Source organism: Micromonospora sp. NBC_00362, assembly GCF_026342155.1.
Lineage (GTDB): Bacteria > Actinomycetota > Actinomycetes > Mycobacteriales > Micromonosporaceae > Micromonospora > Micromonospora hortensis.
Window position 1 is genome coordinate 3,420,092 of the sequence record NZ_JAPENH010000001.1, and the last position, 22,671, is coordinate 3,442,762.

Below are 22,671 nucleotides of genomic sequence, written 5' to 3' on the forward strand. Positions count from 1 at the left end.
GCAGTTTCCCGTCCGGTGGCAGGCCCGACGGTTACCGTGGCGGGCATGCCATCGCCAGCGATCACCGCCCTGGACGACGCCAAACTGCCGTATCGGCTGGTCAGCCACGGTGCGGTAGGCAGTCTCGCGGAGGCCGCCGCCGCCCGGGGCGTGGCCGTTCCCGACGTGGTCAAGACGATAGTGGTTCGCCGTGGTGAAGACGATCACCTGTTCGTGCTCACCCCCGGCGACCGGGTCATCTCCTGGCCCAAGCTGCGCGCCCTGCTCGGCGTGCACCGGCTCTCCATGCCGGACGCGGCCGGCGCCCTGGCCGCCACCGGCTACGAACGCGGCACCATCACCCCGTTCGGCGCGAGCACGGCCTGGCCGGTGGTCGCCGACGAGCGACTGCGCGGCCGGGAGATCACCCTCGGTGCCGGCGAGCGCGGTCTCGCCATCGCGATCGACGCCGACACCGCGATCGCCGCCCTCGACGCCACGGTCGCCGACGTCACCGACCCGCAGCCCACCCGCTGAGCCTCGCCACCGCCGGGCTGGCTCCGGCGCGACGTCGTGGGTGAGGATGGCGCGTATGTCCGCGCCCGAGGAACGCCCCGACCCCGCCGGCACCGTCTACGGCGGTCACCGGGCACCGCGCTCCGGGCCGCTGGCCGATCCGCTGCTACGGGTCGCGGTGGCGGTCGGGACCGTCGGCGTACTCCTGGGGGTCGTCTTCGCCACCGGGCTGCTCGACGGTGACGACGAACCGTCGGTGCCGGCGTCGGTCGGTACACCGTCCGGCGCGGCGCGGCCCACCGAGCCGGCCGGCGAGCCGAGCCCGACCGCACCGGCCGAGCCGTCACCGACCCCGTCGGCCAGCACGCCGGCCGCCCCGCCCACCGGGCCCCGGGTGCTGCGCGCCGCCTCGGGCCTCTGCCTGGGGCTCAACGGTGACGGCAAGGAGGCCGAGGCCGAGCTGGCAGTGTGCACCGGCGCCCCCGAGCAGCAGTGGGTGATCAGCCCGGCCGGCACGGGCGTGCTGTCGTTGACAAACGCCGCGTACGGGCAGTGCCTCGACGTCGAGGGTGGCAGTGGGGACGACGGCGCGCGGCTGCTCCAGTTCCCCTGCCACGGTGGGGCCAACCAGCAGTGGCGGTTCGGCGGCACCGGAACCAGCGCGGTGCTGCTCATCGCCGCGCACAGCAACAAGTGCGCCCAGGCCGACGACGACGCCGTCGAGGCCGGCGACGACATCCGGCAGCGACAGTGCGACGGCCGGCCGGCCCAGCAGTGGACAGTGAGCTGACCGGCCGACGCGTCACGGTTCAGCCCCGGAAGCTCCACGCCCTGGGCGCGGTCGCGGCGACCAGCACGGCCTCCGGCACCGGACGGCCCGGTCGGCGGCGCAGCAGCAGCGACAGCCCGGCGGCGCCGATCGACAGCGCGCCCGCCACGTACCAGGCCATCGCGTAGTCGCCCAGCCGGTCCCGGACCAGCCCCGCGCCGGTCGCGGCGACCGCCGCGCCGAGCTGGTGCGCGGCGAACACCCAGCCGAACACCACAGCTCCCGCGCCACCGAAGTACTCCCGGCACAGCGCCACCGTCGGCGGCACGGTGGCCACCCAGTCCAGGCCGTAGAAGACGATGAACACCAGCATGCTCGGCTCGGCCGTGCCGGAGAAGAGGCTCGGCAGCACCAGCAGGGACAGCCCGCGCAGCGCGTAGTACATGCCGAGCAGCAGCCGGCTGTCCACCCGGTCGGTGAGCCAGCCGGAGGCGATAGTGCCGACGATGTCGAAGAGCCCCACCAGGGCGAGCAATCCGGCCGCTGTGGTCTGGGCCATTCCGTGGTCGTGCGCGGCCGGCACGAAGTGCGTACCGACCAGGCCGTTCGTGGTCGCCCCGCAGATCGCGAAGCCTCCGGCCAGCAGCCAGAACGGTCGGGTCCGGGCCGCGGTGGCCAGCGCGCCGAGCGCCCGGGTCGCCGCGCCGCCGGTCGCCGGCGGCGCCGCGACGACCTCGGTCGCCCCGTAGGCGGGCAGGCCGAGATCCGCCGGGTGTTCGCGCAGCAGCCACACCACCAGGGGTACGACCGCCAGCGCCGCCACGGCCACCACGAGTGCGGCGCTACGCCAGCCGTGGTCGCGTACCAGGATGGCGATCAGTGGCAGGAAGACCAGTTGCCCGGCCGCCCCGCCGGCGGTCAGCACCCCGGTGACCAGGCCCCGGCGGTGCACGAACCAACGGCCGGTGACGGTGGCCACGAACGCCAACGCCATCGATCCGGTGCCCAGCCCCACCAGCACACCCCAGCAGAGCAGGAGCTGCCAGCTGGCGGTCATGAAGACCGTCAACCCGCTGCCCGCGGCGACCAGCAGCAGGGCCACCGAGACCACCCGGCGGATGCCGAACCGGTCCATCAGGGCGGCCGCGAACGGCGCGGTGAGCCCGTAGAGCAGCAGGTTGACCGAGACGGCCGCGGAGATCGTGGCCAGGGGCCAGCCGAACTCCTCGTGCAGCGGGTGCAGCAGCACCGACGGGGTGGCGCGGAAGCCGGCCGCGCCGACCAGCGCCACGAAGGCGACGGCGGCGACCAGCCAGGCGGGATGCAGACGGCGGTTCGTGGTCACGGGACAAGTCTGAGCCGGGCCACGCACCTCGACGAGTGGCCGGAAAGCCATCATGCGCAATAATCAGGCCATGAGCGCTGGCCCGCACCGGATCGCCGTACTCGCTCTGCACCAGGTGGTCGGCCTGGACCTCGGCACCCCGTCGCAGGTCTTCGGCACCGCTAGGGCCGCCGACGGGACACCCTTCTACGACGTCCGGGTGTGCACACCGGGCGGGCAGCCGGTGCGCAGCACCGGCGGCTTCCAGGTGCTCCCCGACCATGGTCTGGACCTGCTCGACACCGCCGACACGGTGATCGTCCCGGGCATCCACGACAGCTCCACGTTGGCCTCGGGCACCGTCGAGCCGGAGGTGATCGAGGCGCTGCGCGCGGCGTACGAGCGGGGCGCCCGGATCATGTCGATCTGCACCGGAGCGTTCGTGCTCGCCGCCACCGGGCTCCTCGACGGGCGGCGAGCGACCACCCACTGGGCGTACGCCGAGCGGTTCCGCCGCCTGCACGACCGGGTGGACCTCGACCCGGGCGTGCTCTTCATCGCCGACGACCGGGTGCTCACCTCGGCCGGAGTCGCCGCCGGCATCGACCTCTGCCTGCACGTCATCCGCCTCGACCACGGCAGCGAGGTGGCCAACCGGGCGGCCCGCCGCTGCGTCATGCCACCGTGGCGCGACGGCGGTCAGGCGCAGTACATCGAGCAGCCGGTGCCGAAGGCGACCGACACCAGCACGGCTGGCACCCGGGAATGGGCGCGGCAGCGGCTGCACGAGCCGATCGCGCTGCGCGACCTGGCCGAGCAGGCGCGGATGAGCGTGCGCACCTTCACCCGACGCTTCCGGTCGGAGACCGGCCTGAGCCCGGCGCAGTGGCTGCTGCAACAGCGCACCGACCACGCGAGACTGCTGCTGGAGACGACCGACCTCACCGTCGACCAGATCGCCCACCGCTGCGGGTTCGGCACCACCGCCGCCCTGCGCCAACAACTCCACCACCGCATCGGCGTGGCCCCGTCCACCTACCGCCGCACCTTCCACCCCCGCCCCGAGCCAGCCAAACCCTGACCCCGCCCCGCCCCGGCGCCCCGGCCCCGCCCCGCCCCGCCCCGCGATCTTGCACTTACTGTTGTTGAATTGCCCTTTTATGCGGCTTTCGTCGGGACAGAAAGTGCAAGATCGGCGGAGGGCGGACTCACGGACATCACGCTCACTTGCACAAGACCGGCGACACCGACCTTCCGAGCGGCGTTGCTCAGGAGCGGAGCAGGTGCAACTGGGACTGGTGCTTCGGCAGGTGCACCCGGGTGTGCAGGTCCAGGGTGCGGGACCAGGGCAGTGGCTCGTCGACGACGAGGTCGAAGCCCTCGCGGAGGTGCGTCTCGACAGGGGTCTCCGCTGCCAGGCCGAGCTGGTCGACCAGCCCGCACAGCCGGTCGCTGGTGCCGTGCAGCAGCGCGGTCAGGCCACGCAGACCACAGTGCTCGGCGGCGAGCGCGTCGAGCTGCGGGCGGTGCATGTCCTCCGCCGGCTCGTAGTACGCGAACGGCGACCCGGCCAGCAACGCCTCGGTGGCCTGGATCATCAGCTCGTCGTTGGCGACCAGATGCGCGACGATCTGCTCGGCACTGAGCTGCCCCTCCGGAGCCGGACCGAACCCGCCCGCGTCGACCTCAGCGAACAGGGCACCGTAAGCCCGCCGCAATCCCCCGCTCTCCATCCCCCCAGTCAACCCGCCGCGGCGGGAGTTAGCGGCGGGATTGGCGGGAGCGGAGGTAGTCGCTGACCACGTACTCGCCCAGGTCGTCGGTGTCCGGGGTGAACATGCGGCCCCGGCTGCGGCGGGCCACCGCGTCGACGAAGCGCCGCAGGCCCGGGTCGTCGCCGAGCATGAACAGGTTGAGCGTGGCACCGTAGCGGCTCAACCGGTCCACCTCGCGGACCGTCGCCTCGATCGTCTCCGGCAGCGGCGGCCAGTGGAACAGCGCCTCCCCGTCGTCCGGGTCCAGGTGCGCGGTCGGCTCGCCGTCGGTGACCACCAGCACGATCGGCTCGGCGTCCGGGTGCCGGCGCAGGTGCCGGCCCGCCAACCGCAGCGCGTGCTGGAGGTTGGTGCCCTGCTCCATGTCCGGCTCCACTGCCGCCAACTCCTGCTGGGTGAGCGTCATCGCCTCCCGGCCGAAGCCCACGATCTGCAGGGCGTCCTGCGGGAAACGCGTCTCCATCAGGTGTGCCAGCGCCAACGCCGTCTGCTTCATCGGCCCCCAACGACCCTGAGAGATCATCGAGTACGACAGGTCGACGCAGAGCACCACTGCGGCCGAGGCACGCCTCTCGGTCTCCACCACCTCGAAGTCGTCCACCGAGAGCTGCACCGGGACCGTCGGCCCGGCCCGACTGACCGCCCGAGTCAACGTCCGGACCACGTCCAACGGTTGCTCATCGCCGTACTGCCAGGGCCTGGACGCGCCGCTGACCTCGCCCGCCGCACCGGCCGAGCGCAGGTCGTGCTGGCCGCGGGGCCCGGCGGTCAGCTCCGCGAAGACCTGCCGCAGCGCGGTCCCGCCGAGCCGGCGCAGCGCCTTCGGGCTCAGTGTGAGCCCCTCGGCGTCCCGGCTCACCCAACCCTGGCGGCGCAGTTCCCGCTCCAGATCGCGCAGCCGGCGAACGTCGTCGGCCGCGTCCCGGCCCAGCGTGCGCGCCACCGCGTCGACGTCCACGTCGTCGAGGGTCGCCCCCGGGTGTTCCTGGTCGAGTTGGTCCAGCAGGTCGTCCAGGTCGCCGATCTCACCCAGCGCGCCGGCCGCGTCGGCGTAGTCCAACGGCTGGTCGCCGCGGACCCGCTCACCCCGCCCCCAGCGCAGATCGGGTCGCAGTGCCCGCAGGTTCGCGTCGAGCGCTGACAACTCCCCCGCCAGGCGGTCGCCGAGCGACTGCTGCATGAGGCCGGCCAACTCGGCGCGCTGCCGCTCGGAGAGCGAGTTCATCAGCCGCTCACCGGCCGCCGCCCGGCGGGCCAACACGTCGATCAACTCGTCGACGTTCTCCGGCTTCTCCGGGAAGAAGTCGCCATGTCGGCGCATGAACTCGGCGAACGCGTCGGTGGTGTCCTCCGCGCGACCATGCCGGGCGAGCAGGTCGTTCAGGTCACCCATCATCTCGGCGAGCCGCTGCTGGGCGGCCGGGTCGGCGGAGGCGCGCACCGCGTCACGCAGCCCGGCGAAGCGCTGGCCGAGCACGTCGTCGCGGAGCTGGTCGAGGATCTGCTGGTACGAGCGGCGCGCGTCGTCGCTGGCCCACTGGTAGCCGGACAGCTCCTCCACCGCCCGCGCCGTCGAGCGCGGCAGATTGTCCAGCACCGCCTCGGCGAACCGCGCGGCGTCGTCGTCGCGACCCCGCAGCTCGTCCCGCTCGGCGGCGAGGGCCTGGTCGAGCAGGGCCTGGGCCCGGGTCACCGCCCCGTCCAGGTCGCCCCTGCGCAGCGCCTCCCGGCGCAGCCGCCGAGCCCGGGCGGCCAGGTCGTCCAGGCCACCCCGCCCCTGCGGGCCACGGCGCAGCAGGTCACGCAGCGCCTCCCGCAGGCTGCCGCCGGCCAGCACCTCGGCACCGACCGCGTCCACCGCCTCGCGCACGTCGTACGGGGGTGCGAGCGGGTCGGGCCCGCCGTTCCACTGCCCGTAACGGAACCGGTTGCCGGCCACTGTCAGCCCCGGCCGCCGTAGACGGTGCGCCCCGAGTCGGTGACGTCCTTGCCGAGCCGGCGGGTCAGGTGCAGCCCCTCCAACACGAACTCGACGGCGGCAGCAGCCTCCTCGGAGGTGGGTGCGTCGCCCAGGTCGAGCCGGTCCAGAACCTTCGCCAACCCGGGTACGGTGCCGACCTGGCGCAGCAGCTCGGCGGCGCTGACCAACTCGCCGGTCTCGATCGCGGCGCCGTCCTCGACCAGTGCGGTGAACCCGGACAGGTCCAGCCCGGCCAGGTGGGCCCGGAACGTCTCGGCCGTCGCGGTACGGAGCAGGTGCGCGAGGATCTCGATCTCCCGGCCCTCCTCGCCGCTCTCGAACTCGACCTTGCCACGCAACGTGCTGGTCACCGACACCGCGTCACCGACGCGGGCGACGGCGGCCTCGGGGCGTCCGTCCGGGGTGTCGGAGGCGGCGAGCAGACCGGCACGGCGCAGCGCGGCACCGGCGACCGTCTCGGCGGCGGCGATGGCGAATCGGGCGGAGACACCGGAGCGCGGGTCCACCGACGGCGACTCCCGCACGGCGCGGGCGAAACGCGCCAGCACCTCCAGCACGTGCTCCGGCACCTCGGCGACCAGGTCGGCCTCCTGGCGGATCAGCGCCAGCTCCAACTCCAGGTCGACCGGGTAGTGGGTGCGGATCTCCGCGCCGAACCGGTCCTTGAGCGGTGTGATGATCCGGCCCCGGTTGGTGTAGTCCTCCGGGTTGGCGCTGGCCACCAGGAGCAGGTCCAGTGGCAGACGCAGCTGGTAGCCGCGAACCTGGATGTCCCGCTCCTCCAGCACGTTGAGCAGCGCCACCTGGATGCGCTCGGCCAGGTCGGGTAGCTCGTTGACGGCGAAGATGCCTCGGTTGGTGCGCGGCACCAACCCGAAGTGGATGGTCTCCGGGTCGCCGAGAGTACGGCCCTGGGCGATGCGGATCGGGTCGACGTCACCGATCAGGTCGCCGACGCTGGTGTCCGGGGTGGCCAACTTCTCGCCGTACCGCATCGAGCGGTGCAGCCAACCGATCGGCAGGTCGTCACCGGCCTCGGCCACCTGGGCGCGGGACGCCGGGGTGAGCGGGTGCATCGGGTGCTCGTTGAGCACCGAGCCGGGCAGAACGGGGGTCCACTCGTCGAGCAACGCGCCCAGCGAGCGGATCAGCCGGGTCTTGCCCTGGCCGCGCTCACCGAGCAGCACCATGTCGTGCCCGGCGAGCAGTGCCCGCTCGACCTCGGGCAGCACGCTGTCGTCGTAGCCGACGATGCCGGGGAAACGGGTCTCGCCGGAGCGCATCCGGGCGAGGAGGTTGTCGCGGAGTTCCTGCTTGACGGTGCGGTACTGGTGACCGGCCGCCCGTAGCGCGCCGAGCGTGCCGGGCAGGTCGGCCGGTGGAACCGGGATTACCGGGGTAGGCGCAGTCACCCAACCCACGCTAGCTCACATCCGCAGGGGTGCCCCGGCATCAGGGAGCACCCCCACTCCCGCTCAACCCCGACCGCAGCGCCGGCAGGCTCCACGGCGGCGCAGGTGGTACGCGTAGGTGGCCGCGCCGAGCGCCACGCCCCAGACCGGCCAGAGCAGCATCGGCGCCCCGGTAATGCTGAGTCCGCCGGTGAGTTCCCAGAACTTCGGGTTGCTGAGCAGCCCCAGCGAGGCCGCGGTAACGGAGATAGCGACCACTGTGGCGGGCACCACAGCCAGCTTCACCGGCACCCGCCGGCCGGCGAGCCCGAGCGTCCAGCGCGGGAACCGCTCGCCCCAGCCCTGGACCAGGCCGAGGGTGAGGACCGCGCCGACGGTGGCGAACGCGGCCAACCCGAACCCGGCCCAGACCAGCCCGGTGTCCTGCATCTCGGTCAGGAACTCGCGGGAGATGCCGAGCGGGATGCCGGCCGCCCAGGCGAACCGGGTCAGCGCGTACGTGAACGGGATGACGGCGGCGATGCCGGCGGCCCACCGGCCCCAGCGGGTGGCGGCGGTCGGGGTGGTCCACCCTCGGTCGGTGTGGTTGCGGCCGCAGCCCACGCAAGCCGCGGCGGTACGGCGCTGCCAGGCGAGCACCGCACCGGCCAGCAGCAGCCCGCCGGCCAGCGCCGCGAACCGGCCGAACAGCGCCCAGTTGAAGATGTCGGCGTAGTCGACCGGCGGCCACCCGAACGGCGCACCGACGATCAGTATCGGCAGGTAGCCGAGGACGACCAGCACCCGGACGTCCGGCACGACCAGGACGAGCACGAACGCGACAGCCCAGCCGTAGCCGGCGAGCAGCGCCCGCAGCGGGCCGGTTGGGCGCGCCCCCGGACGGCTCATGGCCAGGGCGGCCACGGCGGCGGCGAGCAGTACGCCGGCGAAGAGCGGGGTAGCCACCTCGACCGGCACGAGGCGCAGCAGGCTGACGTCGCCGCCGTGGGGGTCGTTCGGACCGAACGGGTAGCCGGCGCCGGTGAGCGTGCCGATCAGGGCGAGGACGCCCCACAGGCCGAGCCAACCGGCGGCCAGTGGGGCGAGCCGGTCCGGCCAGCGGGAGCCGGTACGGGACGGGGAGGCAGTGATCGTTGTCATGGTCTCAGCCTCGACGGACAGCCACCGGATTCCCTCCCGGCCGGCGGTGAACCCACTCCCCCGGTGGAGGGACCGATCAGCCCGACGGGGTGACGAAGCCGGACTCGTACGCGGCGATGACGGCCTGCGTGCGGTCGCGGACGCCCAGCTTGGCCAGCACGTTGCCGACGTGCGTCTTGACCGTCTCCACCCCTACCACCAGGTGCGCGGCGATCTCCGGGTTGGACCGGCCGGTGGTCATCAACCGCAGCACCTCGGCCTCCCGTTCGGTGAGCCGGGCGGCGGTCAACCGGTCGCCGCCCGCCGGCCCGTACGCCCCGACCAGTTGGCGGATCGCGGCCGGGAAGAGCAGTGACTCGCCGGCAGCGACCACCCGGACGGCCTCCACCACCTCGGCGGGCCGGGCTCGTTTGAGCAGGAACCCCGAGGCGCCGGCGCGTAGCGCCTCGTAGACGTACTCGTCGTTGGCGAAGGTGGTGACCACCAGCACCCGGGGTGGGTCGGCGGAGGTGGCCAGCAGGTGCCGGGTGGCCTGGATACCGTCGATGCCGGGCATCCGCACGTCCATCAGCACCACGTCGGGCCGGTGCCGGGCGACCAGCGGCGGCACCTCGGCGCCGTCGGCGGCCTCGGCGAGCACGTGCAGGTCGGGTTGGGCGTCGATGATGGCTCGCAGCCCCACCCGGATCAGCTCGTCGTCGTCGACGATCAGCACTCCGGTCGTCATGTCGTCTCCTCGTACGGCAGGCGGGCCCGGATCAGCCACCGGTCGCCGTCGGGGCCCACTGTGAGCCGGCCGCCGAGCAGCAGCACCCGCTCCCGCATGCCGTCCAGGCCTCGACCGCCCCGCCCCCGTTGGGCCCGGTCGGGGCGGCGCACCGCGTTGGCCAGTTCCAGCTCCAGCGCGTCGCTGTGCAGGTCCAGGCGTACCGTCACCGGACCGTGGCCGTGCCGGGCCGCGTTGGTCAGTCCTTCCTGGACGATCCGGTAGCCCTCCCGGGAGACCACAGCGGGCAGCCGGGTCGGGTCGCCGGCGCGTTGCGCGTGCACGGTCAGGCCGGCCGCGCGGGCGTCGGTGACCAACCGGTCCAGGTCGGCGAGGGTACGCTGCGGCGCCACAACGGGCCTGTCGCGTCCGTTCTCCCGGAGCAGTCCGAGCACGTGGTCGAGGTCGTCCATAGCGGTCCGTCCGACGTCCTCGATGGCGGTGAGCGCCCGCCGGACGAATTCGGGGTCGGTGTCGAGGACCTCGCGGGCGGCTCCGGCCTGGAGGGTGGCGACTGTCAGCGCGTGACCGACCGAGTCGTGCAGCTCCCGGGCCAGCCGGTTGCGTTCGGCGAGCCGGGCGGCCCGTGCTTCGAGGGCGGCGATCCGCTCCGCCTGAGCCGGGCCGAGCAGCACCGGGGCCATGGATCCGGCGAGCGCGCCGAGCCCGGCGACGGCGTAGCCGAGGCCGACCAGCAGGAGCACCCCGGCCACTGTCAGCCAGCCGCTGTCCTGCCCGTCCAGTGGCCCGAACTGTTCCTTGCTGGTCAGCTCGGTGCCGATGCCGAACTGTTGGGCGATGAACGCCAGCGCCATCGGCAGGGCGCTGAACAGCGTGATCATCACCACGGCGCCGACGATGAGGTGGGTGGCGATCCAGAGCGCGCTGCGCAGCCGGGTCTCCCGGTCGCCGTGGTGCCCCAGCTCCGGCTCGGGCAGGTCGACGCCGAGCAGAGCCCGCACGGCGGCGATCTCCAGTGCCCGGCTCCCGTCCAGGAGCAGCGGCACCACGGCGATCAGCGCCGCGATCAACAGCAGCGCGTACGACAGTGAGCGGGGGATCTCCGAGTCGGCGAGCAGTTGGGCGAAGGTCACCGCGAGCAGCCCGTACGGCAGCGCCAGCACGCCGCCGAGCAGCAGGAACACGCCGCGTCGCCAGGTGGTGCCGGCGACCAGCGGGGCCAGAGCCGCTCGGAGGGTCACCTCGTCATTCTGCGGCCCGGACGGTCCCGGCGACTCCCCCGCGCCGGGGAGATGTCAGCGGTGGTCGGCGACGTACTGCTGCGGGTCCTTGTCGCGGAACGGGAGGTTGCGGCCGTTCTTGTGTTCGCCGTAGAAGGTGAGCCACCGTTGGCCCAGTTCGGCGCGGAGTTCGGTGCTGGCGTGCCGGCGGAAGTCGGGCAGCGCCTCGTCTTCCTCTTCGGCGAGGTGTTCGCTGTTCTCCCGGCGGGCGTTGCCGACCGCCTCCCACCACTGGTCCGAGCCGACCGGGTGCAGTTTCGCCTCGGCGATGGCATCGCGGATCTTGTTGTGGTCACCGATCGCGTCGGCGGTCTCGTCCTCGCCGTCGTCGCCGTGCTTGACCAGGTGCGGGTAGAGGATCGCCTCCTCCGCCTCGGCGTGGATGTCCAGGTGCAGGGCGAGGGCGTCCCAGATGGCGAGCATCTCCTGCTCGTCGCGGGCGTCGTCGAGGCGGGCGAAGCCGCGCCGGAAGGCGGCGTGGTCGTCCAGGATCAGCGCGGTGATGTCGTCCACTGTGCTCACTTTCCGGTTGGTTTGCCGAACCGGGCACGCAGCATCGCCGGCATCGCGGCGAGTCCGGTGATCGGGCGGAAGCGTTTAGCGGCCTCGGCCAGCGCCGTGTACTCGTCGTCGGCGAGGTCGATGTCGGCGGCGGCGGCGTTGCGTTCCATCTGCTCGACCCCGGACGCCCCGGGGATGGCGAGCACGTTCGGGTGGCGCAGCAGGTAGGCCAGCGCGATCTGACTGGGGGTGGAGTCGTGGGCGTCGGCGACCTGGCGCACTGTGTCGATCAGGGCCGCGCCGCGCTCCAGGTTCTCCGGAAGGAAGTACGGGTTGGCGCGCCGGACCGCGCCGGTCGGCGGGTTCTTGGCGTCGTAGCGGCCGGAGAGGAAGCCCTGCGCCAGCGGGCTGTACGCGATGACCACCCGACCGGCCTGCCGCGCGTACGGCAGCAGGTCCTGCTCGGGTGCGCGGTCCAGCATGCTGTAGCGGACCTGGTTGCTGAGCACCCGCCGGCCGAGCGCCGCTTCGGCGACCTGCCAGCGGCGCAGCCCGTAGTTGCTCACACCGACCTCGCCGACCAGCCCGACGTCCTGGAGGGTGCGCATGCCGCGCATCGTGGTGTGGTCGGCGACAAGCGGGTTGGGCTGGTGCACCTGGTAGAGGTCGATGCTGGTGACGCCGAGCCGGGCCGCCGAGGCGACAGCGCGCTGCTGCACCACGGCGGCCACCGGCAGCACCGGCAGGATCTTGCTGGCGACCACCACCTTCGGCCGGTCGTCGCCGAGGGCCGCGCCGAGGATGCGTTCGCTGCGCCCGAAGCCGTAGATCTCCGCGCTGTCGAAGACCGTCACGCCCAGCTCGACGGCCCGCCGGACGATCTGCGCCGCCTGCCGCTCGAAGTCCGGGCCGTACCCCCATTCCCGGGAGCCGAACTGCCAGGTGCCCAACCCGATCTTGGACAGCGGTTTGGGGGTGTCGAGCGCAATGAAACGCATGGCGTCGAAACTACCCCGATGTCCCGGTTTCCACGCCCGATCCGCGCCACGCTGGGCCGGAGCTAGGCTCATGATCGTGACTTACCTCGCTGCGGATGACCGCTACGACACCATGACCTACCGGCGCAGCGGACGCAGTGGCCTGCGACTGCCTGCCGTCTCGCTCGGGCTGTGGCACAACTTCGGTCCGGACCGCCCGTTCGAACGGCAGCGCGACATCGTGCGCCGCGCCTTCGACCTGGGTGTCACCCACTTCGACCTGGCCAACAACTACGGCCCGCCGCCCGGTTCGGCGGAGGAGAACTTCGGCCGGATGCTCGCCACCGACCTGAAGCCGTACCGGGACGAGTTGGTCATCTCCAGCAAGGCCGGGTACCTGATGTGGCCCGGCCCGTACGGCGAATGGGGCTCGCGCAAGAACCTGATCTCGTCGCTGGACCAGTCGCTGGGCCGGATGGGGCTGGACTACGTCGACATCTTCTACTCGCACCGGTTCGACCCGGACACTCCACTGGAGGAGACGATGGGGGCGCTCGACGCCATCGTCCGCTCCGGCAAGGCGCTCTACGTCGGCATCTCGAACTACAACTCGGAGCAGACCGCGCGGGCCGCCGCGATCCTGCGCGAGCTGGGCACGCCGCTGCTGATCAACCAGCCGTCGTACTCGATGCTCAACCGCTGGACCGAGTCCGACGGCCTGCTCGACACGCTGGAGCAGGTGGGTGCGGGCTGCATCGCGTACAGCCCGCTGGCCCAGGGCCTGCTGACCGACCGCTACCTGGGCGGCATCCCGGCCGACTCGCGGGTCCGCACCAGCGTCTTCCTCAACGAGAGCGACCTCAGCGAGGAGAAGATGGCGACCATCCGTGGGCTCGGCGCGGTCGCCGAGCGGCGCGGCCAGTCCCTCGCCCAACTCGCGTTGGCCTGGGCGCTGCGCGACCCGCGGATGACCAGCCTGATCATCGGGGCGAGCAGCGTCGAGCAGTTGGAGACGAACATCGCCGCGCTGGACAACCTCGACTTCACTGCCGACGAGTTGGCCGAGATCGAACGCCACCTGGGCTGAACGCCGCCGGGTCCCGGGCGGGTCCGATCACCAGATCCGGCGCCGCCCGGCCCGGTGGTTGCGCACCTCGCACTGCCGGCCCACCGGTGCGGCGGCGCTGCGACGTCGCCGTCCGGCACCGATCAGCAGCAGCGCCAGGAGCAGCACGGCGGCGGCGCCGGCCAGCACCGGCCACCGGCCGCCGAGGTTGGTCACCGACGCCACCGGCACGCCCGGGTCGGCCGCCGCCGCCACCGCCGTCTCGGTGGCGGCCGGCCCACTCGCCGCGGTACGCGGAGCAGCCGCCGCGCTCTTCGTCGCGCCGGCCTTCGCCGGGGTGGCGGTGGCCGTGGCACCGGTGGCCTTGGCACCACGGAACACCACGTCCGAGCAGGAGTAGTAGGTGTCCGGCGTGTTGGAGTTCTGCCAGATCGTGTAGATCAGGTGTCGGCCGCTGCGGCCCGCCGGCAACCGGCCGGCCAACTGGTACGCCCCGGCCCGCACCGGCGGGTCGGTCAGCGTCAGAAACGGGCGCGACTCCAGATCCGACCAGGTCAGCTTCTTGCGGGGGTCGTAGTCGGGCGTGGTGACGTAGAGCCGGAAGGTGCCCCGGTGTTCGATGGTGGTCCGGTACCGGAAGGTGAACGTCGCGCCGGTGGTCAGCGTGGTGCTGGGCCAGTCGGTGCGGGGCAGGTCCAGTCCCCGGTACGCGGACAGTCCGCCGCTGCACAGCTCACCGTTCGGAATCCGTTCCCGATCTCGCCCGTTTACAGTGGAAACACGCACGTTGTCCCATTCGCGGACCGCCGCGCCGTCCTTGACCGCCGCCCGGCAGGCGCTGGTGGCCGCGTACCGACCCTCGGGGCCACAGGCCGCCGCGCGACTGATCGGGTCGGTCGGGGCGCCGTGGGCTGCGGCGGGTGTGGCGGCCAGGGGCACTGTCGCGGCAGCGACCAGCACCGTGGCGAGGAGCCGGCGTACGGGCATGAGGATGACCTCCGCCCACTGGTACGGCCCGGAGACGGCAAAGGTTCGACGCTGACCGGCCGGGAATCCCGCGGGTGGGTGCGGCGTTTCGATACTCGGAACCGCTAGCACCGAGGAGGCAGACATGAAGGTACGTAGCTCATTGCGTGCGCTGAAGCAGAAGCCGGGTTCGGTGGTGGTCCGCCGTCGCGGCCGGGTGGTCGTGGTGAACCGCGCCAACCCGCAGTGGAAGAGCCGCCAGGGCTGATTCAGCCCATACCGAACATCTAGTCGCCAACGCCCCGACCGGGTCATCCGGTCGGGGCGTTCTGCGTGCCGAGGCCGTTCGACGGATCGACTAGGGTGATTCGGAAGATCGCCCCGATGAGGAGGAACCGGTGTTCATCTTGGAGCTGTCCTTCGGCGACGAACCCGACCGGCTCGCGGCCCGGCCGGCGCACCGGGAGCGTCTCCAGGCCCTGCACCAGGAGGGCCGGCTGGTCATGGCCGGGCCGTTCGCCGACGACTCCGGAGCACTGCTGATCTTCGACGTCCCGGACGCCGAAGCGTTCGCCGCAGTGGTCGCCGAGGACCCCTACTACCGGACCCCCGGGGTGACGATCGCCAGCCAGCGGGAGTGGTCACCGATCGTTCGGTAGCCGCGGCTTCGACGACGCCCTGGCCGCCACTGTCCGGGTGGCCGGCCGACTCACGACTCGTCGTCCACAGCGTGCGCGGCACGGTTGCCGACATGGCCCAGGTAGAGCAGGTAGGGCACTACCAGCACGGCGAGCACCAGGACCGCCGCGATCACCGGCGGGTCCCCGAATGCGGCGCCGAGGATGACCGGCAGCGGAGACACGACGGCCAACAGCATCCCGGTCCGATAGAAGGGGCGCTCGACCCGGCGGTGTGCCGCGTACCAGTGCTCGATCGATTTCATCGTCACGGTGGTCCGCACCCCAGGGCTGCGGTACATGTCGACCGACGGCCGCACCGACGCCCTGGCGGTGAACGCGACGAGCCATCCGAGGAATGCGTAGACCACCGAGATGAACGCTCCAGCCAGCAAAGGTCACCTCCTGACGCAGCAAAACGCCCTGGTCGGATTATCCCGACCAGGGCGTTTCTCAAGGGTGGAGCCGAGGGGACTCGAACCCCTGACCCCCACACTGCCAGTGTGGTGCGCTACCAGCTGCGCCACGGCCCCTTGCTGTCATCCCGGTCGCCCGGGCACTGGGAAACTATACACAGACGGGCCCGCATGGTCATCTCGCGGGGTCCCCCGCCGAGCGGGTCAGTTGAGCGCCACGTCCGGCGGGAAGTGCGCGACGGCGGCCATCATGCCGCCCTGCCGGCGCAGCACCATCGGCCACAGGTCGTCGGGCCTGTCGACGAAGGCGTCCCCGGGGAGCCCGTCCAGCACGAACCAGGACCCGTCGGCGATCTCCTGCTCCAACTGGCCGCTGCCCCAGCCGGAGTAGCCGGCGAAGACCCGGATGCCGCCGATGCTCTCCCGCAGGCGCTCCGGGTCGACCGAGAGGTCGATGGTCCCGACCGCCCCGGAAACCTGGTGGAAGCCCTTCACCCGGCGCATCGGGTGCCGCATCCGGGCGAGGCAGATGGCCGAGTCGGGCTGCACCGGGCCACCCTCGAAGAGCACCGCCGGGTGGCGGGCCAGGTCGCTCCAGTCACCGAGCACCTCGGCCACCGGCACCTCGGTGGCCCGGTTCAGCACCACGCCGAGCGCGCCGCCCGGCTCGTGGGCGACCAGCAGCACGACCGTACGGTCGAAGTTCGGGTCCTTGAGCGCCGGAGTCGCGACCAGCAGCCGCCCGGTCATCGACTCCATCGCTCGTCCGCCGATCGCCTGGCCCTCTCCCTGCATGCCACACACCCGTCAACCGTGAGCCCGCGCCGGGGGCCGGTCATCGACCGGATCCGCCCGCCGCATCGGGTTCAGCCGCCCTGTCAACGCCATGCCTGGCACCATAGCCTGCGTGCTGGGTGCTGGCTAAGGTCTGACCGGCGGGTGATCGGACAGTTAAGACGAAGGGCCGACGCACCCGACGGCGGAGCTCCCGGTGATCGACCGATCGGGGCCACCGACGGCCGAGAAACGCCCGAAAGGTCCGTCACATCCCGATAGATTCGGCTGATCGGGAGGGCGACCGCGGACGCCCCTGCCCGCGACACGGAGGCGGGTGGCGATGGCAACTGTCCGGGACGCGACGTACGACGTGCTCCGCACCCTCGGTATGACCACTGTCTTCGGCAACCCCGGCTCCACCGAGGAACCGTTCCTCCAGGACTTCCCCGCCGACTTCCACTACGTCCACGCGCTGCACGAGGCGACGGCCGTCGCGATGGCCGACGGCTACGCCCAGGCCAGCGGAGTGCCCGCCCACGTCAACCTGCACACCGCACCGGGCACCGGCAACGGCATGGGCAACCTGGTCACCGCCTGGCACAACAAGACCCCGCTGATCGTCACCGCCGGCCAGCAGACCCGGGAGATGCTGCTCCTGGAACCCCGGCTGGCCAGCCGCCGACCCACCGAGCTTCCGCAGCCCTACGTGAAGTGGGCCTACGAGCCGGCCCGGGCGCAGGACATCCCCGCGGCGATGCTGCGGGCGTACGCGACGGCGGTGCAGCCACCGGCCGGGCCGGTCTTCCTCTCCCTGCCGATGGACGACTGGGCCCAGCCAGCCGACCCGCCCCCCGCGCCGCGAACGGTGGCCACCCGGTTCGCGCCCGACCCCCAGCGGTTGGAGGAGTTCGTCCGGGTGCTGGCCGGCAGCCGCAACCCGGTGCTCGTGTACGGGCCGGGGGTGGACCGCTCAGCGAGCTGGGCGACCGCGATCGCGCTGGCGGAGCGGCTCGCCGCGCCGGTCTGGTCGGCTCCCGCCACCGAGCGGGCGGTGTTCCCCGAGGACCACCCGCACTTCCGCGGCGTGCTGCCGTACGCGATCGGTCCGCTCGCCGAGGCGCTGCGCGGGCACGACACGGTGCTGGTCGTCGGCGCTCCGGTGTTCCGCTACTACCCGTACGTGCCGGGCGGGCACCTGCCCGACGGCGCCCGGCTGCTGCACATCACTGACGACCCTGACGAGGCCGCGCGAGCCCCGGTCGGCGACAGCCTGCTCAGCGACCCGGGGCTGGCCCTGGCCGCGCTGGTCGAAGGGGTGCCGCCGAGTGACAGGCCGGCACCCACCCGACGGGACGCACTGCCACCGCCGGAGGTCGGCACCCCGCTGAGCGCCGACGCCCTGTTCGCCGCGCTGGCCGCGCACTGGCCGACCGACGGCGTGCTGATCCAGGAGTCACCATCCAATCTGTCCGCGCTGCGTCGTCAGCTACGGATCACCCGCCCGGCGTCGTACTTCACGATGGCCAGCGGCGGCCTCGGCTACGGCCTGCCGGCGGCGATCGGCATCGCACTGGCCGAGCGGGACACCGGGCGCGGTCGCCCGGTGGTGGCGGTGATCGGCGACGGTTCCTTCCACTACTCGGTGCAGGCGCTCTGGACGGCCGCGCGCCTGGCACTGCCGGTGGTGGTCGTCGTCCCGGTCAACCAGCAGTACGCGATCCTCAAGGCGTTCGCCGAGCTGAAGCACACTCCCGGGGTGCCCGGCCTGGACCTGCCGGGGTTGGACGTCATCGCGATCGCGGCCGGCTACGGCTGTGCCACGCAGGTGGTGGAGACCCCCGATCAGCTCGGCGCGGCGCTCTCCGCCGGGCTACGCGCCGACCGGCCCACCGTGTTGCCGGTGCCGATCAGCACCGACGTGCCCAGCATCCTCTGAGCCGAGTCAGCGCGGTCCGATCGACAGCGGGGCACCGGTGACGACGTCCAGCACCGGCCGGCTGCCCAGCGGCGCCGCGAGGGTCACGGTGACCGGCTCCAGTTTCAGCAGGGCGATACATTCGCCGGTGGCCCGGGTGACGCCGCCACCGACCACCACGACGTCCGGCCGTTCCCACACCAACGGCGTGATCCCGGTGTCGCACGCGCCGACGCCGAGGCGCACTGTCAGCCGGGCGTCGTCGACGGCGGCCAGGTCCTGGGCCGCCACCAACCCGTCCGGCAGCGGCCGGGCCGGCGTGGTCGGCTCGGGGACGGCGGTGACCGCCGTCGGCGCGACGGCGAGCCGGACCACCGGGGTGGCCAGCTCCTTGATGGTGAACAGCCAGGCCGGGACCTGCGCCACGCCCCGGCTCGTGCGCACCGGCACGGCGCCGAACGTGACAGCGGTGACGGTGAGCGGGAGACAGGCGGTCTGCGTGCTGCTCGTGGTCCACCCGTCGGGCCCCGGCTCGACAGTGGGGCCGCCGGGGGTGGGCAGACCGGGCCGCTTCGGCCGCCCCGGGCAGGGCAGCGGGTCACCCTGGTCGAGCTGCCGGTACGCCTCGGCGGCACTGACCAACGGCAGCGTCAACCGCCCGTCCGGGAACTGGATCTCGGCGCCGACCCGGGTGGGCGGAATTCCGACCTGCGCGCGGTACCACCCGGCCCGGAAGGCCGCCTCGGTCTCGGGGGTGAAGCCCGGGTCACCGGTGAGCACCGTCGGTCCCTCCAACGGCACGTAGCCCGTGCGCCAGTCGGGGCCGGGCCGCCACGCCTCGGCGACCTGGGCGGCCCGCTGGTCGAACGCCTTCGCCCCGTGCGTCGGGCTCGGCGGGCCGCCGGCCGGACCGGCGTCGGTCGCGGCGCAGCCCGCCATCAGCAGCACCGGGAGTACGAGCAGCAGGGCAGGCCGTTTCATGTACGGTTCGACGCCTCCGCCGACCTACCGGTTCCCGACCTGAGGTCAGGTCTCGCCCCCCAGATCCGTCTGGTACGCCTCCCAGAGCAGGTCCGCGCCGCGCCGCCGGTGCCGGGCCAACCGCCGCAGCAGGTGTCCGGCCCGGTGTCGCAACTCATCGGGGCGCGTCTCGGGCCGCTCGGCGATCTGCTGAACCGCCAGGATCGCGGCGACGATCGCCACGTGCTCCCGGGTCAGCAGCCGCACCCCGTGGTCCAGTCGGGGCGACTGGGTGAGCAACTCCCGGTAGAGGCCGGTGGGGCCTTCGGTGTCCCGGACGTGCTCGGCGAAGCCCTGGCGCACCGGCCGCAGCCGAAGGAGAACCTCTTCGCGCCAGCGCGGCTCGGTGCTGGCGACGGCGACGGCCCGGCCGAGGGCGTGCACGTCACCGGCGAGGCCGGCCGGACGCGGCGCGCCGGGTAGACCGATGGAATGTGGATCGGCGGGGAGCCCCGCCGGATGCGCGACGCGCGGTCGGGCGACGACTGACGGCTGCTGGACCGGACCGGTGACCATTGGCACCTCCCGCGCGGCGGCGCTGCTATCCCATACCGCGATGGTGAGGCTGCCCGGCCCGCCCTGTCCAGGGCCCTGAGCGGTCTCATCTGCCCCGTTGAACCCAATGACCCCACCAGCCACGCAGGTGCGGCCCCCAGCGCCGCACGGGCCTCCTCGGACCGACGACCGCCTCAGTCGGTCGACGGGCGCTCTGCCAGCCGGCGCAGGTGCTCGGCCACGGCACGCGCGTCGCCGGCCCGCTCGACGCCCGGTCGACCCGTCGTGATCGCCTCGGCCAGCGCCCGCAGCTCGGACGGCGGCAGGACGGGCAGCCCCATGCCGCGCAGCGGGATCGTCACCCCCCGGGCACTCCCCGGGTCGGTCGCACGGACGGCCCGCACCTGCGGTTCGCCGGCTGGACCGTCGTCCGCCTCGCGGTACGACACCGCGCCGGACTCGATCCGGGCGGTGGCGAGGTCGACGGTGCGGGTGCGCAGCGCACCGCGTACCCGCGCCCGGCTGCCGTCCAGCCAGGCGGCCGTGCGGAGCACCCGCAGCACCAGGTAGAGGCCGAGCAGGACGAAGGGCAGGCCACACAGGCCGATGAACAGGCTGGGACCGGACTGGTTCGGGTCGGCGGAGTCGCGTAGACCGGGCGGCAGCAGCCCCGGTGGCAGGTCGCGAGCCTCCTCATAGGAGGCGAACGCGTCACCCGGGCCGGTCAGCCGGCGCAACAGCCCGTCGGCGACGAGGGGCAGTGCCACGAACGCCGCGCCGACCGCCGTGAGCAGGACGCCGAACACCACCGCCACGACGCGCTGGCCGGGCGACGCACCGACCGACAGACGCAGCTCCTGGTTGTTCACAGGGGGCAGCGTAAGACCCCGCGAACAACGAAGCGCCCCGGCTGGTGGGCCGGGGCGCTTCGCTTCGAGGTGGTGGAGGTGCCGGGAATCGAACCCGGGTCCTTCGCCGGTTTGTCAGGGCTTCTCCGAGCGCAGCTCGCTGTGCCTCTACTCGGCCCCACCGCTCACGCGAGCAAGTTGGTGTGACGGGCCCAGTCGCTGATTAATCTCGCCGCACGGACCCCGCGACCGGGTCCGATTGGCCAGCCTCCTAGCTGATGCCGGCTACTGGGACGAAGGCGTTCCCAGGCCGACAGACTTAGCTACTCGCCTCAGGCGGCGAGAGCGAAGTCAGCGCGATTTTGCTTGGCGCTTATAAGTTTCCGACGACCGATTCTCGAGACGACGTCGGCTTCCTCGGCTCGCTTCCCCTGTCGCTGCGTACGAAGTCGAAACCAGTCACCCCCTCGACAGGCCGCCGATGTGGCGGCACTGACAAGACTAACGCCTGCCGCAACAGCTTTCATCCCGAGCCCCGGGCCGGCACGCCGACCCGGACAAACAGGATGAACTAATCGTCCATGCCCTTGCCGCGTCGACCGGACACCCGGGCGATCTCCCGGTCCGCGTCCCGCTTGGCGAGGTCCTGACGCTTGTCGTACGACTTCTTGCCCTTGGCCAGGGCGATCTCGACCTTGGCCCAGCCGTCCGAGAAGTAGACCTGCAACGGGACGATGGTGAAACCGCCCTCACGGGTCTTGCCGAGGAGCTTGTCGATCTCGCCCCGGTTGAGCAGCAGCTTGCGGGTACGCCGGGGCTCATGGTTGGTCCAGGTGCCCTGGGTGTACTCCGGGATGTGCATCGCGTGCAGGAACAACTCGCCGTCACGTTCCTGCCCGAACGCGTCGACAAGTGACGCCCGCCCGGCCCGCAGCGACTTGACCTCGGTGCCGGTCAGCGCCATGCCCGCCTCGTACGTGTCGAAGATGGCGTAGTCGTGACGCGCCTTCTTGTTGGAGGCGACCACCTTGCGCCCCTTTTCCCGTGGCATCGGTGCCACCCCCTCTCCAGGCGTCCGTGGCCGGGCTCACCCCGGCCGGACAACCGATCATGCTACCCGAATGACAAGGACCCTCCCGCGCCGTTTATTTCCGGCTGCGGGAGGGTCCTCGGGAGACCACGGGACGACCCGTACGGTGCCTAGACCCGCAGGTAGAAGCGCAGGGTGATCCAGGCGGTACCCGCGCTGACCAGACCACCGACGCCAGCCATCAACGGGAAGATGAACAGGATGTCGCCCCAGGTGATCGGCGAGAGCAGACCCTGCAACGCGCTCAACGACCCGTCGAAGAGCAGATACTTCGCCGCGACCAGGGCCACCAGACCGAGCAGTGAACCGATCAGGCCGGCCACCACGGCCTCCAGCACGAACGGCGCCTGGATGAACCAGTTGGACGCGCCGACCAGCTTCATGACCGCCACCTCACGCCGCTTGCTGTACGCGGCCACCTGAATGGTGTTCGCGACCAGCAGCAGGGCGGCGACCGCCATCACGATGGCGGCAGCCAGGGCGATGTTCTGGATCGAGGTGAGGATGTTGAAGATCTTGTCGAGCAGTCGACTCTGGTCGATGATCTCCTCGACGCCAGCGGTGTCCTTGTACTGGTCGTAGACGTTCTTGTACTGCTCCGGGTTGTTCAGCTTGAGCCGAAACGCCTCGGGCAGTTGGTCCGGCTTGACCGCGTTCACCAGGTCCGGCGCGTCCTGGTACATCTCCTTGAAGCGCTTGTACGCCTCGTCCTTGTTGACGTAGAGGACGTCCTTGACCAGGGGGTCGCTGTCGAGCTTGGTCTGGAGTTCGGTGCGCTCCTGCTCGGTCACCTCCTGGGTCAAGAAGATCGAGACTTCGATGTTCTTGTAGTAGAGGTCCTTCATGTCGTCGACCTGGCGGTACATGAGACCGCTGGCGCCGAGCATGGTCAGCGAGACCGCCATCGTGATGATCATCGCGATGGACATGGTCACGTTGCGCCACAGTCCGACCAGTACCTCGGACAGGACGTATTTCACGCGCATCGGGATTTCCTCCGGGTCTCCGGCATGAGGTGTT

Annotated in this window: 24 protein-coding genes, 1 tRNA gene and 1 other RNA gene; 7 read left to right on the forward strand and 19 right to left on the reverse strand. The window is 72.0% G+C overall.

Features of this window, described 5'->3' with window-relative positions:
- Positions 1–45: 45 nt before the first annotated feature.
- Positions 46–516 (forward strand): aminoacyl-tRNA deacylase, encoded by a 471-nt coding sequence (locus OG992_RS15545; protein ID WP_266303599.1) that lies wholly within the window; start codon positions 46–48, stop codon positions 514–516.
- Between the two features lie 55 nt (positions 517–571).
- A complete protein-coding gene (locus OG992_RS15550) occupies positions 572–1,285 on the forward strand; it encodes an RICIN domain-containing protein (RefSeq protein WP_266303600.1) in 714 nt (237 codons plus the stop codon).
- A gap of 19 nt (positions 1,286–1,304) precedes the next feature.
- On the opposite strand, the gene OG992_RS15555 is transcribed toward OG992_RS15550, so the two are convergent.
- On the reverse strand, positions 1,305–2,660 hold the full coding sequence (locus tag OG992_RS15555; RefSeq protein WP_266303601.1) for an MFS transporter: 1,356 nt from the start codon (positions 2,658–2,660) through the stop codon (positions 1,305–1,307).
- 1 nt (position 2,661) lies between these two features.
- On the opposite strand from OG992_RS15555, the gene OG992_RS15560 reads away from it, so the two are divergent.
- Entirely contained in the window at positions 2,662–3,669 is a 1,008-nt protein-coding gene (locus tag OG992_RS15560) for a GlxA family transcriptional regulator (protein WP_266303602.1), read from the forward strand.
- Positions 3,670–3,856: 187 nt separating this feature from the next.
- Here OG992_RS15560 and OG992_RS15565 read toward each other — a convergent pair whose 3' ends face one another.
- From OG992_RS15565 to OG992_RS15600, 8 genes are all read right to left on the reverse strand, one after another.
- Positions 3,857–4,321, reverse strand: a complete 465-nt coding sequence (locus OG992_RS15565; RefSeq protein ID WP_238683501.1) for a hypothetical protein — start codon at positions 4,319–4,321, stop codon at positions 3,857–3,859.
- A 28-nt stretch (positions 4,322–4,349) separates the two neighbouring features.
- Entirely contained in the window at positions 4,350–6,302 is a 1,953-nt protein-coding gene (locus OG992_RS15570) for a VWA domain-containing protein (protein WP_238683502.1), read from the reverse strand.
- Between the two features lie 2 nt (positions 6,303–6,304).
- On the reverse strand, positions 6,305–7,765 hold the full coding sequence (locus tag OG992_RS15575; RefSeq protein WP_266303603.1) for a sigma 54-interacting transcriptional regulator: 1,461 nt from the start codon (positions 7,763–7,765) through the stop codon (positions 6,305–6,307).
- A gap of 54 nt (positions 7,766–7,819) precedes the next feature.
- Positions 7,820–8,896, reverse strand: a complete 1,077-nt coding sequence (locus OG992_RS15580; protein WP_266303604.1) for a hypothetical protein — start codon at positions 8,894–8,896, stop codon at positions 7,820–7,822.
- 76 nt (positions 8,897–8,972) lie between these two features.
- Positions 8,973–9,623: a response regulator transcription factor gene (locus OG992_RS15585; protein WP_238683505.1), complete on the reverse strand. Its 651-nt coding sequence runs from the start codon at positions 9,621–9,623 to the stop codon at positions 8,973–8,975.
- Positions 9,620–10,864 carry a sensor histidine kinase gene (locus tag OG992_RS15590; RefSeq protein WP_266303605.1) on the reverse strand — a complete coding sequence of 415 codons (1,245 nt, stop codon included), beginning with the start codon at positions 10,862–10,864 and terminating at the stop codon, positions 9,620–9,622. Before OG992_RS15590 ends, OG992_RS15585 begins: the two co-directional genes overlap by 4 nt.
- 54 nt (positions 10,865–10,918) lie before the next feature.
- A complete protein-coding gene (locus OG992_RS15595) occupies positions 10,919–11,425 on the reverse strand; it encodes a hemerythrin domain-containing protein (RefSeq protein ID WP_238683507.1) in 507 nt (168 codons plus the stop codon).
- Positions 11,422–12,402 (reverse strand): aldo/keto reductase, encoded by a 981-nt coding sequence (locus OG992_RS15600; RefSeq protein ID WP_266303606.1) that lies wholly within the window; start codon positions 12,400–12,402, stop codon positions 11,422–11,424. The genes OG992_RS15595 and OG992_RS15600 overlap by 4 nt, the downstream gene beginning before the upstream one ends.
- A gap of 70 nt (positions 12,403–12,472) precedes the next feature.
- Here OG992_RS15600 and mgrA point away from each other — a divergent pair, with 70 nt between their 5' ends.
- The gene (gene mgrA, locus OG992_RS15605; protein ID WP_238683509.1) at positions 12,473–13,468 is read left to right on the forward strand and encodes an L-glyceraldehyde 3-phosphate reductase; all 996 of its coding nucleotides are present in this window, start codon (positions 12,473–12,475) and stop codon (positions 13,466–13,468) included.
- A 27-nt stretch (positions 13,469–13,495) separates the two neighbouring features.
- On the opposite strand, the gene OG992_RS15610 is transcribed toward mgrA, so the two are convergent.
- Positions 13,496–14,434, reverse strand: coding sequence for a lytic polysaccharide monooxygenase (locus tag OG992_RS15610; RefSeq protein WP_266303607.1), 939 nt, complete (start codon positions 14,432–14,434; stop codon positions 13,496–13,498).
- A 124-nt stretch (positions 14,435–14,558) separates the two neighbouring features.
- On the opposite strand from OG992_RS15610, the gene OG992_RS15615 reads away from it, so the two are divergent.
- Together OG992_RS15615 and OG992_RS15620 are read left to right on the forward strand one after the other, a co-directional pair.
- Positions 14,559–14,681 carry a 50S ribosomal protein L36 gene (locus OG992_RS15615; RefSeq protein ID WP_030490864.1) on the forward strand — a complete coding sequence of 41 codons (123 nt, stop codon included), beginning with the start codon at positions 14,559–14,561 and terminating at the stop codon, positions 14,679–14,681.
- Between the two features lie 130 nt (positions 14,682–14,811).
- Complete coding sequence (locus OG992_RS15620; RefSeq protein ID WP_238683511.1) at positions 14,812–15,072, forward strand: YciI family protein; 261 nt, start codon at positions 14,812–14,814, stop codon at positions 15,070–15,072.
- A 50-nt stretch (positions 15,073–15,122) separates the two neighbouring features.
- On the opposite strand, the gene OG992_RS15625 is transcribed toward OG992_RS15620, so the two are convergent.
- The 3 genes from OG992_RS15625 to OG992_RS15635 form a co-directional block, all read right to left on the reverse strand.
- Positions 15,123–15,485, reverse strand: a complete 363-nt coding sequence (locus OG992_RS15625; protein WP_266303608.1) for an SdpI family protein — start codon at positions 15,483–15,485, stop codon at positions 15,123–15,125.
- 65 nt (positions 15,486–15,550) lie between these two features.
- Positions 15,551–15,623: transfer RNA gene (locus OG992_RS15630), tRNA-Ala, on the reverse strand.
- An 87-nt stretch (positions 15,624–15,710) separates the two neighbouring features.
- Positions 15,711–16,301 carry a YqgE/AlgH family protein gene (locus OG992_RS15635; RefSeq protein ID WP_112582369.1) on the reverse strand — a complete coding sequence of 197 codons (591 nt, stop codon included), beginning with the start codon at positions 16,299–16,301 and terminating at the stop codon, positions 15,711–15,713.
- 322 nt (positions 16,302–16,623) lie between these two features.
- Here OG992_RS15635 and mdlC point away from each other — a divergent pair, with 322 nt between their 5' ends.
- Complete coding sequence (mdlC, locus tag OG992_RS15640) at positions 16,624–18,219, forward strand: benzoylformate decarboxylase (protein WP_238683513.1); 1,596 nt, start codon at positions 16,624–16,626, stop codon at positions 18,217–18,219.
- A gap of 6 nt (positions 18,220–18,225) precedes the next feature.
- On the opposite strand, the gene OG992_RS15645 is transcribed toward mdlC, so the two are convergent.
- The 6 genes from OG992_RS15645 to ftsX all read right to left on the reverse strand — a co-directional run bounded on the left by OG992_RS15645 (position 18,226) and on the right by ftsX (position 22,637).
- Positions 18,226–19,179, reverse strand: coding sequence for a hypothetical protein (locus OG992_RS15645; protein ID WP_266303609.1), 954 nt, complete (start codon positions 19,177–19,179; stop codon positions 18,226–18,228).
- A 45-nt stretch (positions 19,180–19,224) separates the two neighbouring features.
- Entirely contained in the window at positions 19,225–19,734 is a 510-nt protein-coding gene (locus OG992_RS15650; RefSeq protein WP_266303610.1) for a hypothetical protein, read from the reverse strand.
- A gap of 173 nt (positions 19,735–19,907) precedes the next feature.
- Complete coding sequence (locus OG992_RS15655) at positions 19,908–20,582, reverse strand: hypothetical protein (protein ID WP_266303611.1); 675 nt, start codon at positions 20,580–20,582, stop codon at positions 19,908–19,910.
- 70 nt (positions 20,583–20,652) lie between these two features.
- Positions 20,653–21,028: a transfer-messenger RNA gene (gene ssrA / locus OG992_RS15660) on the reverse strand.
- A 104-nt stretch (positions 21,029–21,132) separates the two neighbouring features.
- Positions 21,133–21,612 carry an SsrA-binding protein SmpB gene (gene smpB / locus OG992_RS15665; RefSeq protein WP_238683517.1) on the reverse strand — a complete coding sequence of 160 codons (480 nt, stop codon included), beginning with the start codon at positions 21,610–21,612 and terminating at the stop codon, positions 21,133–21,135.
- 149 nt (positions 21,613–21,761) lie between these two features.
- Positions 21,762–22,637, reverse strand: a complete 876-nt coding sequence (ftsX, locus tag OG992_RS15670) for a permease-like cell division protein FtsX (protein ID WP_238683518.1) — start codon at positions 22,635–22,637, stop codon at positions 21,762–21,764.
- Positions 22,638–22,671 lie beyond the last annotated feature (34 nt).